Origin of the sequence: Marinomonas aquiplantarum (assembly GCF_003314975.1) — a bacterium.
Lineage (GTDB): Bacteria > Pseudomonadota > Gammaproteobacteria > Pseudomonadales > Marinomonadaceae > Marinomonas > Marinomonas aquiplantarum.
The window spans coordinates 295,529-313,358 of record NZ_QNRF01000004.1; the positions used below are offsets into that span (position 1 = coordinate 295,529).

A 17,830-nucleotide genomic window follows, 5' to 3' on the forward strand; every position below is an offset into this window, starting at 1 on the left:
TTGAGTAAAAGAGCGGGGCGTTCAGCCTATTTCCTAAAATACTCCGCCAGCGCTTGCCATTGTTGTTCTGATTGAGCGGCGAGCATTTCGCCATCTAGCATGCTTGGACTGTATTCTTCGCCGCTGAGTAGACGGCACACACCACCCGTTTCCGTGAAGATCAGCACCCCAGCTGCGTGGTCCCAAGGCATCATTTTATAGGTTAGGCTAAATTGAAAGTGCCCGAGTGCCATCTGTCGGTAAGCCGGACAAGAGGGCAGGTTGTTGATGCGAGCGAAGCGTGTGGCCTTGATCGCAAAGTCTTTTTTTCTGTCACCGACATAGGAATGAATCGACATGATGCCAGCATGTTGTTCCAGCGGTGTGTCTGCTTGAATATGTAGTGGGACAGGGGCGGTTTCAGGAATCGCGTAGTTACCTCGCTCTGCCTGAGTCGTCGCTTGATAGTAAGCGCCTTGTCCTTTATTAGCATAAATCCAATCATCGTTTACTGGGTCATAAAGCACACCAAAACGAGTAGTGCCTTTGACGACGACCGCTAAAATGATGCCGAAGTCTGAAAGTCCGTGAGCGAAGTTCCAAGTACCATCAATGGGATCAATGATGACACAAGTATCAGCACGGCTAATTTTGTCCGTGGTTGATGGGTCTTCAGCGACAGCTTCTTCACCGACAATGGCCCAGTCAGGAAAACAGTGTTGAATTTCTTTGGTAATAAAGTCTTCACTGGCTTGATCGGCAATGGTGACCAAATCACTGCGACTGGTTTTTTCTTTGATATCTTGACTGTCGAGTTGGCGAAAGTGTGGCATAACAATCTCTTGGCCAGTACGACGTAAAATATTGATTAACGTGTCTTGTGTGTTTTGGTCGAGATTCATAAAGCCTAACTCCGCTGCTTTTCTTTGTGAACAACCATTATACGGTATCAGTATGACAATTAGTTTATTGAGTTTGGAAATCTTGCCATGACATTTTTTAGAGGAGGTGTTGACAAGGTTGAGATAAAGTACAAGAATAAAGATTCGAATATGAATATATATTCAAAATTAAGATCAATAAACAAACAGACTCTAGATTTGGAGTCTTTTTTTGGTCTCTGGTTGAATATATATATTCATAGTGGAATTTTAATCTTAGATAGGAGGGGTTATGAATCCTTTCCAGCTTGATGTGGATGAGCTTGAGAAAAAAGCTCGATCGATTAGACGTAAAATCATTCGGCTTAATGCCGACAGTCCAGCTGGTGGACACACAGGTGCCGATCTTTCACAAGTTGAGATTGTGACGTCTTTGTATTTTCGCTTATTGAACTGTGCTCCTGACCGTTTGTCGGATGATGATCGTGATATTTACATCCAATCTAAAGGACATGCGGCAGGCGGTTATTACTGTTGCCTTGCTGAGGCGGGGTATTTTCCTGAAGATTGGTTACCTAGCTATCAGCATAATGATTCACATTTGCCTGGTCACCCTGTTCGTCAGAAAACGCCAGGAGTCGAATTAAATACGGGCGCACTAGGGCATGGCTTGCCTGTAGCCGTTGGTCTGGCATTGGCCGCTAAGCGTGATGGCCGTTCGAGAAAGGTTTATGTACTAACTGGTGATGGTGAGTTGGCCGAAGGCAGTAATTGGGAAGCCGCTTTAGTGGCGTCGCATTATCAGCTCGACAATCTGATTGTTATTAATGACAAGAATAAACTGCAATTGGCAGGGCCGACTGAAACCATTATGAAAACCGATCCGCTGGACCCAAAATGGCAAGCGTTCGGTTTTTCGGTGACGCAGTGTGATGGTAATGATGTCGCTTCAATTGTCAGTACGCTAGAGGGACTAAAAGCCGAAGGCAAGCCAAATGTAGTGATTGCGAATACTACTAAAGGCGCTGGTGTGTCTTTTATTGCGGGACGTCCAGAATGGCATCATAGGGTGCCAAAAGGTGAAGAAATTGATCTTGCATTGAAGGAGCTAGCCGATGTCTAACAGTGAGCATTTAGCCAATGTTATGGTGCAGTGTTTCATCGACGCGGTGAATAACGGTGTCGATTTGGTACCTGTGGTGGCGGATTCGACTTCCACCTCTAAAATAAAGCCGTTTGTTGAAGCTTTTCCAGATCGCTTGGTCAATGTTGGCATTGCAGAGCAAGTGATGGTTGGCACGGCTGCCGGTTTGGCGCTAGCCGGAAAAGTTGCGGTAACCTGCAATGCCGCGCCTTTCTTGATTTCTCGAAGCAATGAGCAAGTTAAGGTGGATGTTTGTTATAACAACACCAATGTGAAGTTGTTTGGTTTGAATTCTGGTGCCAGTTACGGGCCGCTTGCGAGTACCCATCATTCAATTGATGATATTAGTGTGATGCGCGGCTTTGGCAATATTCAGATTTTTGCTCCAGGGTGTCCGGTTGAGTGTAAGCAAATAATTGATTACGCCATACAGCATGAGGGGCCAGTTTACATTCGCATGGATGGTAAAGCTTTACCTGTATTACACGATGCCGAATTTCAATTTACTGCAGGTGAACCTTCTTTGCTAAGAGAGGGGCAGCAAGTGGTGATTTGTGCACTCGGGTCGGTTGTGCATGAAGCGGTTGCTGCAGCTGATAAGCTCAAAGAAGATGGAATGGACGTTGCTGTGGTAAATGTATCGTCAATTCGTCCTTTGAATCGACAAAGTTTAGCCAATCAATTGAATGACGCTCGTCATGTTGTCAGTGTAGAAGAGCACAACGTGAATGGCGGTTTAGGAAGTGTCGTGGCAGAACTTATGTCCGAACAGGGGATAGCTGCAAAGTTGGTACGATTGGGTGTTGAAGATGGCGGCTACGCCGCGGCAGGTGATCGTCCTTATACTCGAAAAATGCTTTCTATCGACAGTGCGGGTATCGTGAAGGTTTGTCAGCAACTTATTAATGAAACATCGATGTAAAGTGAGGCTGGAATGCGCCGTGTAATTCTTGCGATAGATGAAGGTACGACCAATGTTAAATCCTTGCTGTTGAATCCGCAGGGTGAGGTGATCGGTAAGGGGATGGCGTCTCTATCGATTCGTTTTCCTGCGGCGGGTTTGGTTGAACAAGATCCGTTTGAAATCATTGAAAAGATGAAAGCTTCTATCACCTTGGCAATCGATTCTGTGGAAGACGATGTGGCGATTGACGCAGTGGCTATCAGTAATCAGCGTGAATCTGTTGTTCTTTGGGAGCGAAGTACTGGCAAGCCTTTAACCCAAGTGATGAGCTGGCAGTGTCGTCGCTCTGAGTCTTTGTGTGACACCTTGCGTCAGGATCAGACGTTTAGTCGCTATGTGCAAGATGCAACTGGCTTGGTGCTCGATCCCATGTTTCCAGCCACTAAAGTGTCAATGGCGTTAGAGCAAATTCCTGATGGTCATGTCAGAGCGGAGAGAGGCGAGATTTGTGTTGGTACCGTTAACTCTTGGATGATCTGGAATATGACTCAAGATGTGTTTGTTACAGATGCATCGAATGCGGCTCGAACTCAACTTTACAATATTGGCGAGCAAGGGTGGGATAAAACCATTCTAGCGCGTTTGGGCATTGCTTCAGAGACGTTACCAGAAGTGGTTTCTTCTTCTCAGGTTGTCGGGATGACAAAAACGTTTGGCTCACTTAAGTCTGGAATTCCGATTGCTTCTCAAATCGGAGATTCCCATGCGGCACTATTTGGCCATGGTGGCTATAAAGCCGGAGTGGTTAAAGCTACCTATGGAACGGGCAGTTCGGTGATGGCGGCCATGCCGACATTACCAAGCATTCGTCATGAAATCAGTACCACCATTGCTTGGCAGGATGACACGTTATTTTATGGCCTTGAGGGCAACATTACTCACACTGGTTCGGCGATAGATTGGGCTAGACGAATGCTTGGCGTGGAGAGTATTGAGGCCATGTGTCAGCTGGCTGGACAAGCGGATCCAAATCATTCCGTTTTCTTTGTACCGGCTCTGTCTGGGCTGGGTGCACCTTATTGGGATTTAGAGGCAACAGGAGTTTTTTGCGGTCTAAAAAGCTCAACAGAGCGAGCGGACATTGCGCGATCGGCGTTTGAGTCTGTAATTTTTCAAGTCGCGGATGTGTTTAATGTGATCTCAGATGAGTTACCGGAAAAGATAGAGTATTTGTGTGTCGATGGTGGACCAACACAGAATGATTGGCTTATGCAAGCTCAGGCTGATTTATTAGGCGTTACGATCCGTCGCGGTGAGGTGGCCGAAGTATCGGCAGTGGGCGCTGGGTTGCTGGCAGGATTAGCGATCGGCTGGTGGCAATCGAAAGATGAACTCGAAGATTTAGAGAATACATTTACTTTGTTTTCACCAAGACAGGATAAGCATGAATATTGGCAAGACCGTTATCAGTTGTGGTCTTTGGCGATAAAAAAAGCGCGCTTGGCTTTTTAAAATAGCCAGCTGGTTTTCAAGGACAGAGTGCTCGCGAGTAGAGTGCTTAAGAGTTGTAATCGTTTCAGTGATGGTGGTTTTCTCTATTACTGTGACTTAAGGAAAATGGATTTTTGGGGGTTCCAACATAAAAAATCAGACCGTTAGATTTTTTACTCTAGTGATATAGACATCTCTTGAGGTGTTTATTACACTTTGCTTTGAATAAATAACTAATATTGAATATATATTCAATAAGGAGAATAATATGAATAAAAAAATCCTTGCTACTACGTTGTTTGGTCTATCAATTGCCTTCTCAAATATTGCTGCGGCAAATGGCTTGATTGCGATTATCACGCCATCTCATGACAATCCATTTTTCAAGTCTGAAGCGATGGGCGCTAAGGAAAAAGCAGAGGCGCTCGGATACAGTACGCTTGTGGCCTCCCACGATGATGATGCGAATAAACAAGATCAGCTAATTTCCACTGCCATTGCCCGTAATGCCAAAGCCATTATTTTGGATAATGCTGGGGCAGATGTGACTATTGGCGCACTGGAGAAAGCCAAAGCAGCTGGAGTGCCTGCTTTTCTTATTGACCGTGAAATTAATAAAACCGGCGTGGCTATTTCACAAATTGTTTCCAATAACTATCAAGGCGCGCAACTGGGCGCGGAGAAGTTTGTTGAGTTAATGGATGGTGAAGGTTCCTACGTAGAGTTGCTTGGCCGTGAATCTGATACCAATGCTCGTGTACGTTCTCAGGGCTACCATGATGTCATTGATGACTATAGTGATCTAAAAATGGTGGCTCAACAAACGGCTAATTGGAGTCAAATTGAGGCCTTTAATCGAATGGAGTCTATTCTTCAAGCTTACCCAGATATTAAAGGTGTGATTGCCGGCAATGATACGATGGCACTGGGGGCGGAAGCTGCATTAAAAGCAGCAGGTCGTAATGATGTAATCGTGGTGGGATTTGATGGCAGTAATCATGTTCGAGATTCCATTCTAGCGAATTCAAACATCAAGGCGACGGTTTTACAGCCAGCTTGGGATCAAGCTCAAATGGCGGTCATTCAAGCCCATCGTTACATTGAAACGGGTTCAACCGGTGTTCCTGAAAAACAACTGATGGACTGTGTTTTGATTGATGAATCCAATGCTAACCAGCTTGATACGTTTGCTTTGAATTAAGGCTTAAGCAGAAGCAAACCAAGTTTTGCTTCTGCTTTCTTTTACGCTAAATGAGTATCAAGGGTAGCAATGATGTCTAACTATTCTGTATTTAAAGTCCTCTTATTGAGCCTTGCTTTGGTGGGATTGGTCGGCTGTCATGTGGTGGATTTGGATGAAAATGGTGAGCCCATTATTCCAATGTCTGCGGCAGATGCTGAGCTGCTAAAGAATATGACGCCGAATGCCATTGCCGATAAGCTTTGGCCTTCTATTAAAAAGGATGCGCAACATAACGCAGTGGCCTTGTCGTCGATTGAAAAAGACTCGAGTGTGGTGTCTTTCGTACGTTTTCAAGGCGTAGTGAGTCGCTTCGACGAGTCTAAACTTAAAACGTCTCTCGTCGTAAACTCGGCGGGTTATGATATCGCATTACAATTTGGAAAAATCATCAAAGGAAATTCCATTCGTGATGCAGCATCGATGATTTCGTTCAATCAATTCAAGAATCAAATTCAATTCGCACAATTATCCAAATCTCTAAATAAAAAAGCCATTGCTCAGGTAGTAAAGCCCGATAGTAGCTGGGTAGATCAGCCTGTAAGCGTGTTGGCAGCAGTGACAATAAAAGCGAATAAGGTGATGCATGCGGTGCCTCTAGAAATCAGTAAAGAGGGAATGTGATGTCTATTTCAGATGAAAACGTCATTTTACGTGCTGAGGACATTTGTATGGTGTTTCCTGGTACGAAGGCTCTCGATCATGTGACTTATAAGGTTTATCAAGGCGCGGTGAACGTCATTATTGGAGAGAATGGCGCTGGTAAATCCACCTTAATGAAGATTATTTCCGGCGTACAATCACCAACGCATGGCCAACTTTATTTGAAGGGCGAGAAAGTTCACATCACAGGACCTCGCTCCGCAGCTCAACATGGCATTGGCATGGTGCATCAAGAGCTGAATTTATCTGAAAATCTAACGGTGGCGGAGAACTTGTTTTTAGGAAGAGAGCAGCAAAAGGGCATTTCACCTATTGATGAACGCCATCAAAATACCATCGCTAAGCAAACAATGGCTCGATTGAAGCAAAATATCGCACCGAATGAGTTGGTGGCCAATTTAAAGGTTGGCCAGAAACAGTTGGTGGAGATTGCTAAGTCCTTAATTGCTGATGTCGATATTCTCATCTTGGATGAGCCTACATCGGCATTGAGCAAAAAAGAAGTGCAGGTTCTGTTTGAGGTGATTAATGATTTAACCCAGCAGGGTGTGTCTATTGTTTATATTTCTCATCGGCTTGAAGAACTGATGGAGATCGGCCAGTACATTACTATTTTACGGGATGGTAAGTTCCAATCAGAGGCCATGGTTAAAGACATTGATGTTGCTTGGATTGTTCGTGAGATGCTGGGTAGCGAGCCTGTCACCAATTTCTTAACAGCAGACCGTTCTTTTGGTGAGGTCGTGCTTCAGGCCAGTCACATTAATCTGATCAATGAAGCGGAAGTCACGCTAGTAGACGATGTTTCGTTTTCATTAAGAGCCGGAGAAATCGTAGGTATTTATGGTTTGATGGGAGCGGGGCGAACTGAATTATTCGAGTGTCTGCTGGGGAAGGAACGTTTTTCTGGCGAATTTACGCTAGACAAGCAAAAGGTGAATACCCATATGAGTACCTCTGAGCGCATTAAGATGGGGTTAGGCTTGGTTCCTGAAGACAGAAAGCAATCTGGCATTTTTCCGATTAGCTCGGTTGCCAATAACTTGTCTATGTCGAGTTTATGGAAGCGCCTAAAAGGCTTAGCCATCAATGAGGTGTCTGAAAAAGAAGCGGTCACCAAAACAATTGATGAACTCTCTATAAAAGTTTCCTCACCTCAAGTTGAAATACAAGCGTTAAGCGGTGGTAATCAACAGAAAGTGGTGATTGGTCGTGCTCTATTAACAGAGCCTAAAGTACTGTTATTGGATGAGCCAACCAGAGGCATTGATATTGGTGCAAAAGGTGATGTATTCGAAATGATGGTTAAGTTGTCGGAGCAAGGTATTGGTATTTTGTTTTCTACGTCGGACTTAAAAGAAATTATGGCGGTTTCTGATCGAATATTGGTTATGTCTAATGGCAAGTTAACGGCCGATTTAATGAGAGACGAAACGAATGAATCACAATTAGTTCATGCCAGTGCTCAAGGATTTTAATTATGAATATCAAAAATAATAACCATGTACTTCGTTCCGGCAATCTTGGGTTAATCCTTCTTAAAATGAGAACCTTCATTGCGCTCTTTATTATTTTAGGCTTTTTCTCTTTGACTGTTGATGGTTTTCTGGCCCCTGCCAGTTTGATCATTATGATTAAGCATATTTCCATTAATGCTTTTCTTGCGTTAGGCATTACCTTTGTCATCATTACCGCAGGCATTGATTTATCCATCGGTGCAACATTGGGTTTTTGTGGCATGGTGGCAGGTTACCTGATCTCTCATGGCTTAGTGATTGAGCCGTTGGGAATTGCTATTTTTCCAAGTGTTTGGGTTGTTGTCCCTGTTGTGATAATAATCGGCGGCTTCATTGGGGCCATAAATGGTTTTATTATAACGCGCTATAAAGTTGCCCCTTTCATTTGTACTCTAGGCACTATGTACATTATTCGTGGTGCGGCCATGTTGTTGTCTGGTGGCGAAACCTTCGCGGGTTTACAGGGCAACCCTGAGCTAGGAAACACTGGGTTCGATGCTATTGGCTCTGGCTATCTATTTGGGCTTCCTATTGCTATTTGGTTGATGTTCATTATGGCGGGCGTTATTGCTTATATCGCTAAAAAACTGCCTTTTGGTCGTCATGTGTATGCGATCGGTGATAATGAAAAAGCAGCAGAATTATCTGGCATCAAGGTCAATAACGTCAAAGTGTGGGTTTATACGATTGCGGGGATATGTGCTGCAATTGCTGGGATTGTGGTGACCTCCCAATTGGTGGCAAGCCATCCCGCGACTGGTACGACTTTCGAGATGAACGCGATTGCCGCAGTGGTTTTGGGGGGAACTTCCTTAGCAGGAGGTCGAGGTACCATCACTGGTACTTTAATTGGTGCATTTGTGATTGGTATATTGGCGGATGGCTTGGTGATGATGGGCGTCAGTGAGTTTTGGCAGATGGTGATTAAAGGGGTGGTCATTATCATCGCCGTGATCATCGACCAGATGCAAAATAAAATGCAGTATAAAGCGGCCATTGGCTCTCAGAAGGCGGTTTGTTAATAGCCTGATAACATACATGCTGTTAGGCAGTGATGTATTTAAGAAGATTGAACAGAAACGGTTAAATACATTTAGTCGTTTCTGTTGTTTTTTAATGAGCGCCTAAAATCGCTTCTGCAGTCACTCTGTCTGTAATCAACACATCAATGTAGTTACCTGATAACGCCCCTTTGATGGCATCTACTTTGTCCAATCCACCCGCAAGGGCAACAACCAATTCACAAGCTTCAAGCTGCTCAAGTGACATGCCGATCACAGGGTCATCTTCAGGGTCGATAACCGGACGGCCACTTTCATCGTAATAGTGCAAACAGATATCGCCTACAGCGCCTTTGTCTGCGAGTTCTTTGAGGCGTGTTTTGTCGTAGTAATTACCAGAGTTCCGCAACAGATTCGATGGTTCCAGCATACCAATACCGACAATCGCAAGGTTGACCTTGTTGAACATTTCCACCACGTCAGACACTTCTGCGGTGTCGAGCATTTTGAGTTTGTCTTTTAGGGAGTGCTCTATACTTTGAGCTGGCAACATAAAGGCATCGCACGAGAGAATGTCCGCCATCGTTTGTGTCAATATGGTCGCTTGGATATTGCCGTTATGTCCTACACCACCGAGCACTTGAATGACCCCTTTGGCTTTTACTTTGGTGGTGTGCAAATGATCGACCATTGAGCGAATGGTGTCGCTCCAAGAGGAGATACCAATGAGGTCTCCGTCTCTTAGTGAGGTATCTAAATAATGGGCTGCAGAAGACCCAATAGCTCGTTTAATTTGTGCATCAGAAGGGTTGTCTTGAACGTCCACAACGATGACATTCGACACCCCGAAACGCTGCTGAATTTTGGTTTCTAATCCAATAAAAACAGAAGGCGGCTGAATGACACTGATTTTGACAATGCCTTCTTTGAGGCATCGAGTAATTGATCGAGAGACTTGAGATTGTGAAAGTCGAAGTGTTTTAGCAATATCGGCTTGTTTTAATCCATCCTGATAGTACAGAGTGGCGATTTTGAGTAACAATCGTTTTTCATCAATTTTTGACATTCTTTCGCAGTCTCTACACGGGCTTTTAGCGTTACTATAATTTTAATGGTGGTATCTGAAAATTACTATCCCTAATGTTATTTCATAACGCTGGCCCGTGAATTCGACACAAAAGATTAGGCCAGTCGACGTTGTTGCGGATGAGTTTGTTGGCTTTGTTGTAAGTTTTCTACGGTCGTTTGCGCAATATGGTTTAGGGCTTCATCTGTAAAGTAGCCTTGATGACCAGTTACCACAACGTTAGGGAAGGTCAACATGAGTTGGAATACACTGTCTTGAATAATATGCGAGGACATATCTTCAAAGAAAATTTTGTTTTCTTGTTCATATACGTCTAATCCCAAATAACCGATTTTTCCGCTGTATAAAGCATCGATGGCTTCTTGAGCATGAACTAATGCACCACGGCTGGTGTTAATGATCATCACACCATCTTTCATTTTTTGTAGGCTCTGTTGGTTAATCAGATGATGAGTCGCCTTGGTTAACGGACAGTGTAAGCTGATAATGTCACTTTTTTGATAGATGTCATCCAGAGACAGGTACTGACAACCTTGATCAATGAGCTCTTGTGATGGAGATAGGTCATAGCATAATACTTCACAGCCGAAGCCCTTCATAATGCGACAAAAAGCCGCACCGATACGGCCAGTGCCAATACAACCAACGGTTTTTCCTTGTAGGTTAAAGCCCAACAAACCTTCCAAGGCAAAATTGCCTTCTTTTACTCTGTGGTAAGCTCGATGGGTTTTGCGGTTGAGGGTCATGATAAGGGCGACAGCGTGTTCAGCGACTGACGTTGGGCTGTAATCTGGAACATGAAATACCTTCATTTCCTGTTGTTTTGCCGTATCCAAGTCTACATTGTTAAAGCCTGCGCAGCGTAACGCAATGGTGTTCACGCCTTGTTGTTTTAATTGGCAAATGACTTCTGCATTCACATCGTCGTTAACAAAACAGGAAACCGCATCGAACCCTTGTACCAAACTGATGGTTTCTAGACTTAAACGACTTTCGAAAAACGTCATTTCAAGGTCTGTGCCTGAGATGTAATGATTTAGCGTTCTTTTATCGTAGGGCTTACAAGAGAAAACCGCGATTTTCATAACAAATGTCCTATTAATTTATGAAAGATATACAGGTTATAGCGTATATCTCTCTTAGAAAGTAAATTCCTTAGACTTTTTTTGATATGCAGCAAGTTTTTATAATAAATATTTATGAGACATCATTGAGAAGAGGGTTTTCGTTTACATAAAGAAATAGTTAATTTGTATCTGGTAAGGAATTGTAATTTTTTATTTATATATCACATAACAGGATGAAGAGGGCGATAGGTTTCGACTAGACTAACCATATTGATTCACATTAACAACGGATGCCCCTAACGACTCAGCTTTCATCACGCTTTAGGGGAGTTTTTGCCTGGAGGCAAAAGTGTATTGGACTTCTTCTAATAATATTTTCAATCGCTGGGTGATTTTGACCTTAGTGCTCGGTTGTTTCTTATCCGTTTATGTCACTTATCGTGTGCATACTTCCAACCAAGACATTATCGATCAATCAGCAGCACAGGCATCAGAGGAAGTCTTACAGCAGGTCGTCACTCGGATTCAGCTCTATCAATATGGTTTGAGAGGGGCTCGAGGAGTGGTACTGACCGCAGGCGAAAAAGACATCACACGTGATGACTTTTATCAATACAGTGTGACCCGAGATATCGACACAGAATTCCCCGGTGCCAATGGTTTTGGTTTTATCCGTCGGGTACCGCAGGAATCGATGGACGAGTACTTGTCTCAAATTCGGACTTCAAGCTGGCCAGATTTTAAGATCAAGGAATTGTCTTCGAATTTCAGTGAGCGTTACATCATTGAATTTGTTGAACCTATTGGTCCCAATCAGCAGGCAATTGGCCTAGATATCGCTTCTGAAGTCAACCGCAGAGAAGCCGCGCTGTCTGCTATCTATGATGGTGAGGTTCGAATAACAGGGCCCATTACACTTGTGCAAGCTTCCGGTAAAACATCCCAATCGGTACTCATTCTGATGCCCATTTATCGGAATGGTAAGGTGCCTAGGGACACGCAAGGGCGCTACCGTGACGGTTTTGGTTGGAGTTATGCGCCTTTGATTATGGAAGATGTATTGATGGGGTTGGAAATCGACCAGAGTAAGATTCATTTTGAACTCTATGATGTCACCGATTTGGACGACCAAGTCGGTTTTTATTCTAATGATGGAAAAGGCTCTATCGAGCAGCTTCATATTACCGAAACCGAAATATATGGTCGTAAATGGCAGAATCGGTTGAGTGTTACGGATGCTTATATCCGTGAGTTACGTCTTTCTGACCCTTATGTCTTTCTGTTTTTTGGTTGCACGTTGAGTGTTCTGGCTGGCATTTTAGTTGCCGTCATTCGTGTCAACATGGCTCGTCGACAAGAGGTCGTTGCTCATCAATCTCGCATTGCCGCTGTGGTCGAAAGCTCGGCAGATGGCATTATTAGCTTGAATCTTGAAGGCATGATTACGAGTTGGAACCGAGGTGCTGAGCAAATCTATGGCTATCAGCAAAGAGAAGTTATCGGCCTGTCTGCGCTGCAAACTCTAGTACCGAGTGAGCTGCAAACTGATGATAAGAAAATGTTTCTACAGGTTCGACAGCAAAAACAAGCCTTGTCAATTGAAACCCGAATTCAAACAAAATCAGGCTCTCAAGTACCAGTATCGCTTACCATCTCCCCCATTTTTGATGCTAATCAGTCCATTGTAGGGATCTCACAAAGTGTGCGCGATATTTCCGAACGTAAAAAGGCGGAAGCCAAAATTCGAGAGCTTAATATTCGTTTAGAAGATCAAGTGAAAGCTCGTACCGCAGAGTTGGAAGATTTAAACCGATTGCTAAACGACGTATTACAAGCATCGTCTGAAATTGCCATTGTGGCGACCGATAAGAAAGGCTTAATTACCTTGTTTAACAAGGGAGCCGAACGCATGTTGGGTTATCAAGCAGAGGAAGTCTTGGCAGAGAGAACGCCGGTGGTGTTTCATACCACGGCGGAAATTGATCAACATCGTGCGGTCATTTTTGAAGAATACGGTAGCTATGTATCAGACCCGATGGAAGTGCTGATATTCAAAGCTAAACAACAAAATTATGACCGTCAAGAATGGACCTATGTACATAAGAGTGGCTCGCGACAGCCTGTGTCACTCGTCATCACGCCGATGAAGAATGCGCGTGGTGATATTGTTGGTTATCTTGGTATGGCGATGGATATTTCAGAGCAGAAGAGAAATCAGCAAGCCTTAGTCGCAGCGAGAGATCAGCTATTAATTGCTGCGGAGGTTGCTCAATTAGGTGTGTGGAGCTGGGATCTTGAGCAAGATGTCTTAGAGTGGAGTGATATGATGTATGACATTTATCACTACCCTAAGAACTTAAATGAAGACGGAGTAACCTTACTTGATTGGCAAGCAAGATTGCATCCAGAGGATAAAGAAAAAACCCTTAATCACTTTAATCAATCTGTGCGTAACGGCAAATTATACAGTGATGTGTTTCGTATTATTTTGCCAGATGACAGTGTGCGATTTATTCAAGCTGGCGCATACATTGAAAAAGATTCGCAAGGTAACACGTTACGTTTAACTGGGGTGAATCAAGACATCACGTCAGAGCGAGAACTTGAAACCTGGTTGCGACATGCGAAAGATGAAGCTGATGCGGCCAGTGCGGCTAAGTCCACTTTCCTTGCGAATATGAGTCATGAAATCCGTACTCCAATGAATGCCATTTTAGGCATGTTGCAGTTAGTAAAACGCACTCCGTTGTCTGATCAGCAAGACGATTACATTTCCAAAGCGCAAATCTCGGCTCAGTCATTATTAGGCTTGATCAATGATGTATTGGACTTCTCTAAGGTCGACGCGGGTAAGTTAGAGTTAGAACAAGTGGTTTTTGATTTTGAAGCGTTATTATCTGAATTGTCGACGGTGTTGTCTGGCAGTCCAATTCGAGACCAAGTGGAATTGGTTTTTGATGTTGACCAGCACCTTCCAAGTCATTTTGTCGGCGATAAATTACGCCTGTTACAGGTCCTTATTAACTTATTAAGTAATGCTATTAAGTTTACTTTAGAAGGCTGTATCACCCTTGAAATAAAATGCTTACAACAAGAGCAAGGCATGGCTCAATTAGCCGTTGCAGTGAAGGATACGGGCATTGGTATTTCACAAGAAAACATAGATTCTATTTTCGAGGTATTTTCTCAAGCTGAATCTTCCACTACTAGACGTTTTGGTGGGACTGGATTAGGTCTGGTGATTTGTCGACGCTTCGTTGAATTAATGGGCGGAGAGTTAACGGTCGAGAGTCAATTTGGTAAGGGCAGTTGTTTCTCTTTCTGTATTGACTTGCCTATCGCTGATGAGGCTTCTCGTAAGCCTATTCAACAACCGGTCACACAGCAAAAAAGCATTAAGGTGTTAATTGCAGAAAGTAATTTGGCTTCACAAATTATTTTAACTCGAATGGCGCAAAACCTTGGTTGGCAAACGGAGGCCATCGATGATTATGCTGCGATCAGCCATGTACTTAAACAGGCTCATACTGACAGCAAACCTTTTGATGTTGTATTGATTGATGTAAAACTGCCTAATTTTTATGGGCAGTCTAGTCTCGATGAACTTGGTCAGATTATCCCTGATGGCGCCCCACTTCCCAAGAGTATTTTGTTGCTCAATGCGACAAATGAAAACGCTCATGAAACGACATTACCGAATACGGTTAAGTTACTGAAACCTGTGACCTTGAGTCGTTTATCTGAAACCGTTTACCAAACATTGGCAGTAAAACAAACTGTTCAAGTGGCGCCAGTAATGGCTCAGCAAGAGGATAAAGTGCTGCAAGGCATTAACTTATTGTTGGTTGAGGATAACGAATTTAATCGTCAAGTCGCGACAGAGTTATTGATGATTGAAGGGGCTAATGTGTCCGTAGCAACAGGCGGTGCAGAAGGCGTCTCGATGGTACTAAATCAAACGCTTCCGGTATTTGATTTAGTCTTAATGGACATGCAAATGCCGGACGTGGACGGTTTAGAGGCCACTCGAGAAATTCGAATGGATTCACGTTTTGCGAATTTACCGATTGTTGCTATGACGGCTAATGTGTCGGCCACAGATCGTCAAGCTTGTCTAGATGCTGGTATGAATGATCACTTAGGTAAGCCATTGGACATAGGGCAAATCATTGCTTGTATTCTGCGACTTATTCCCGACAAACAACCTAAAATTCATCCTGAGAGTGAGGATGGAGTGCGGCTTTCTAAGCACTCTGCCAGTGTTTCTGAAAACGATGTACCTGAAACGCATGTATCGAAAAAGAAGGTACTGGAAAAGAAGGTATCTGACGAGAGTGCTAAGGTAGGCACTGTCGAAGCAGACAATTCCCTTGATGCTGAAAAAGTAGAAGATATTTTAGATCGTTTTGGGGGCAGTATTGAGCTTTATCGTAGTGTTATGAGTGGCTTTGAAAGTGAAGCCGATACCCTCATTGAACAGCTTAGAAAAGCGGTTGATGAACAAGATGTTGGTCAGCTGATAGAAGTCTTACACAGTTTAAAAGGGTCTGGGTTGACCATGGGGTTAGTGAAGTCTTCTGCTGTACTTGGTCAATACGAGGCGGAATTAAAGGCCTCTTCTGATGCAGATGCTCATGCAAGCTGTATAGACGGTCTGAGTCAGTTGGATGTGAAAAAAATGATTGATGATGAATTAACTGATATTCATCGAAGAGTGGAGCAATTCGCAGATTATTAATTGATTGTCTAAGCTCAATAGCTTAGTGGATTATTTTTAGCTTGATTAGGTTGAACGATAGATAACGGTTGGAATTAGGAGAATAGGAATGTTTAACGCTGGTTTGAAAAATGACATAAAAGCGCTAAAGGAACAGCTTTACTCACTTAATCAGGTTAAGGATAGCCTAGACGAAGAAATGTTAGTAATGAACTTAAGCCCAGAAGGCATCATTGTTAACGTGAATAAAAAATTGATGGCTGAGTTAGATTGCTCAGAAGCGTATTTTGTTGGTAAGACCTTGTCGGACTTGACCCCTCAATATGCAAAAGGCACCCCCCACTTTAAAGCCATACAAGACGCCATGAAAACGGTTCGTCATTGGGCCGGCGCAATTGAAGTGATGCGTGAAGATGGTAAGGAAGCATGGTTACGCGGAATTTTCCAACCAGTGCTTTGTTCTGAAGGGAAGGTGAAAGCTTTTTCAATTCACTGTAACGATTTGACTCGAACCATTACCAAGTCTCGTGAAGATGAAAACATAATTGCAGCACTGCAACGATCGACGGCAGTTATTGAATTTGATTTGTCAGGAAACATTTTAGGTGCGAATAGCTTGTTTTTGGATGGAATGGGGTATTCTTTAGAGCAAATTAAAGGTCAGCATCACCGTATGTTTTGTGAGCCAGAAGAAACTAACTCAAGTGAATACATTAAATTTTGGGAGCGTTTAGGGCAAGGTCAATTTTCCACTGGTCGATTTAAACGCGTCGACAGTCGTGGAAATGTGGTTTGGTTAGAGGCTTCTTATAATCCCATTTCAGACATACACGGTCAGTTTTATAAGGTCGTGAAGTTCGCTTCGATTATTACGGATGTGGTAAATCGAGAAATGGCGGTATCAGATGCCGCAGACATAGCCTTTACGACATCTCAGCAAACAGATGAAAGTGCTCAAAAAGGCAGTCAAGTGGTGAAAGATACCGTCGATGTAATGCACGACCTTTCTGGACAAATGGCGCAAGCAGCAGAGGGTATTTCAGAGTTGGACAAACAGTCTCAATTAGTCGGGTCAATTATTCAAAGTATTCGAGGCATTGCTGATCAGACAAACTTATTGGCCTTAAACGCGGCCATTGAAGCGGCTCGTGCAGGTGAACAGGGTCGAGGTTTTGCCGTGGTGGCGGATGAGGTAAGGCAATTGGCATCGCGAACTAGCGAAGCCACCGAAGAAATTGTTGGGGTAGTGGAGAAAAATCAGCTGCTGGCCGAGAAAGCAGTTGCCTTAATCAATAAAGGCAAAGAGCAAGCCGAACAAGGTTTGTCATTGTCGAACGAAGCTGGCGAGGTCATCATTGAAATACAAGATGGTGCTCAGCGAGTAGTGGACGCAGTAGGGCAATTTGCTAATCAGTTCACAACCGATTAATAGGCAATCATCCATTGTGCTGAATTAGAGTGCCGGTTTTTAACCAGCACTCTTTTTTTATCCGTTACGTATAGAGAAACTAGTCTTTCGCTAGAGTGTCTAATATGTCTAATAGCCAGTCCACTTCTTTGTCGTTTTTCAAACGTTGAGCCATGGCCTTCTCATGCTCCATAACTCGATCACTTAACGTGCTGAAAAACTCTTTACCGGATTCGGTCATAAAGAGAGCGTAAGAGCGACGATCATTCTTTGCTGGGCGTCGTTCAATAATGTCCATTTGCTCGAGTTTATCAACGGCTGCGACCATGGCTGATCGGTCATTGCCTAAGGCTTGAGCCACGGCAGTCTGAGTTAAACCAGGGTTACGATCAACGATTGCGATCACGGCAAAGAGTCCAGGGCTAATGCCTAAGTCTGAACACACCTCTGAAAATTTGCTGAAAAAGTTCATTTGAGCGCGGCGTAGTCGGTAGCCAAGCAAACTATTGAGTATGCCAAAATCCACGTTGCTGTCAGTTTGTTTTGTTTCGTCAGACATTCAATTCTCTTTATGTTCGTTAAATCCTAACAATTGTAATATAAAGCACTATTGTTGCGACACTAAACTATTTGAGTTTTTTGATGGTTTGTTTTTTTCGATAGTGCATGGAAGAACATAAAAAAAGAAAGCCGACGCAGAGGTCGGCTTTTAAAGACATCGTCTCGTAAAA

Annotated in this window: 13 protein-coding genes; 9 read left to right on the forward strand and 4 right to left on the reverse strand. The window is 43.6% G+C overall.

Annotated features, from left to right (window positions below; genetic code table 11):
- Positions 1–26 precede the first annotated feature (26 nt).
- A complete protein-coding gene (locus DFP76_RS09675; RefSeq protein WP_113874433.1) occupies positions 27–881 on the reverse strand; it encodes an inositol monophosphatase family protein in 855 nt (284 codons plus the stop codon).
- Positions 882–1,152: 271 nt separating this feature from the next.
- Here DFP76_RS09675 and DFP76_RS09685 point away from each other — a divergent pair, with 271 nt between their 5' ends.
- The 7 genes from DFP76_RS09685 to DFP76_RS09715 all read left to right on the forward strand — a co-directional run bounded on the left by DFP76_RS09685 (position 1,153) and on the right by DFP76_RS09715 (position 8,841).
- Entirely contained in the window at positions 1,153–1,983 is an 831-nt protein-coding gene (locus DFP76_RS09685) for a transketolase (RefSeq protein ID WP_113874435.1), read from the forward strand.
- Positions 1,976–2,926, forward strand: a complete 951-nt coding sequence (locus tag DFP76_RS09690; RefSeq protein ID WP_113874436.1) for a transketolase family protein — start codon at positions 1,976–1,978, stop codon at positions 2,924–2,926. The genes DFP76_RS09685 and DFP76_RS09690 overlap by 8 nt, the downstream gene beginning before the upstream one ends.
- Positions 2,927–2,938: 12 nt before the next feature.
- The gene (locus DFP76_RS09695) at positions 2,939–4,420 is read left to right on the forward strand and encodes an FGGY family carbohydrate kinase (RefSeq protein ID WP_113874437.1); all 1,482 of its coding nucleotides are present in this window, start codon (positions 2,939–2,941) and stop codon (positions 4,418–4,420) included.
- Positions 4,421–4,667: 247 nt separating this feature from the next.
- On the forward strand, positions 4,668–5,600 hold the full coding sequence (locus tag DFP76_RS09700; protein ID WP_113874438.1) for a D-ribose ABC transporter substrate-binding protein: 933 nt from the start codon (positions 4,668–4,670) through the stop codon (positions 5,598–5,600).
- Positions 5,601–5,669: 69 nt separating this feature from the next.
- Positions 5,670–6,263 carry a DUF2291 family protein gene (locus tag DFP76_RS09705; protein ID WP_113874439.1) on the forward strand — a complete coding sequence of 198 codons (594 nt, stop codon included), beginning with the start codon at positions 5,670–5,672 and terminating at the stop codon, positions 6,261–6,263.
- Positions 6,263–7,780, forward strand: a complete 1,518-nt coding sequence (locus tag DFP76_RS09710; RefSeq protein ID WP_113874440.1) for a sugar ABC transporter ATP-binding protein — start codon at positions 6,263–6,265, stop codon at positions 7,778–7,780. Before DFP76_RS09705 ends, DFP76_RS09710 begins: the two co-directional genes overlap by 1 nt.
- A gap of 2 nt (positions 7,781–7,782) precedes the next feature.
- Positions 7,783–8,841, forward strand: coding sequence for an ABC transporter permease (locus DFP76_RS09715; RefSeq protein WP_113874441.1), 1,059 nt, complete (start codon positions 7,783–7,785; stop codon positions 8,839–8,841).
- Between the two features lie 91 nt (positions 8,842–8,932).
- On the opposite strand, the gene DFP76_RS09720 is transcribed toward DFP76_RS09715, so the two are convergent.
- Together DFP76_RS09720 and DFP76_RS09725 are read right to left on the reverse strand one after the other, a co-directional pair.
- Positions 8,933–9,886: a sugar-binding transcriptional regulator gene (locus DFP76_RS09720; protein ID WP_113874442.1), complete on the reverse strand. Its 954-nt coding sequence runs from the start codon at positions 9,884–9,886 to the stop codon at positions 8,933–8,935.
- A 116-nt stretch (positions 9,887–10,002) separates the two neighbouring features.
- On the reverse strand, positions 10,003–10,992 hold the full coding sequence (locus DFP76_RS09725) for a 2-hydroxyacid dehydrogenase (RefSeq protein WP_113874443.1): 990 nt from the start codon (positions 10,990–10,992) through the stop codon (positions 10,003–10,005).
- Positions 10,993–11,323: 331 nt separating this feature from the next.
- On the opposite strand from DFP76_RS09725, the gene DFP76_RS09730 reads away from it, so the two are divergent.
- Both DFP76_RS09730 and DFP76_RS18340 read left to right on the forward strand, forming a co-directional pair.
- Positions 11,324–15,712 carry a PAS domain S-box protein gene (locus tag DFP76_RS09730; RefSeq protein ID WP_113874444.1) on the forward strand — a complete coding sequence of 1,463 codons (4,389 nt, stop codon included), beginning with the start codon at positions 11,324–11,326 and terminating at the stop codon, positions 15,710–15,712.
- 88 nt (positions 15,713–15,800) lie between these two features.
- On the forward strand, positions 15,801–17,120 hold the full coding sequence (locus DFP76_RS18340) for a methyl-accepting chemotaxis protein (RefSeq protein WP_113874445.1): 1,320 nt from the start codon (positions 15,801–15,803) through the stop codon (positions 17,118–17,120).
- 79 nt (positions 17,121–17,199) lie between these two features.
- Here the strand turns inward: DFP76_RS18340 and DFP76_RS09740 are convergent, their stop codons facing one another.
- Positions 17,200–17,658, reverse strand: a complete 459-nt coding sequence (locus DFP76_RS09740; RefSeq protein WP_113874446.1) for a MarR family winged helix-turn-helix transcriptional regulator — start codon at positions 17,656–17,658, stop codon at positions 17,200–17,202.
- Between the last annotated feature and the right edge of the window lie 172 nt (positions 17,659–17,830).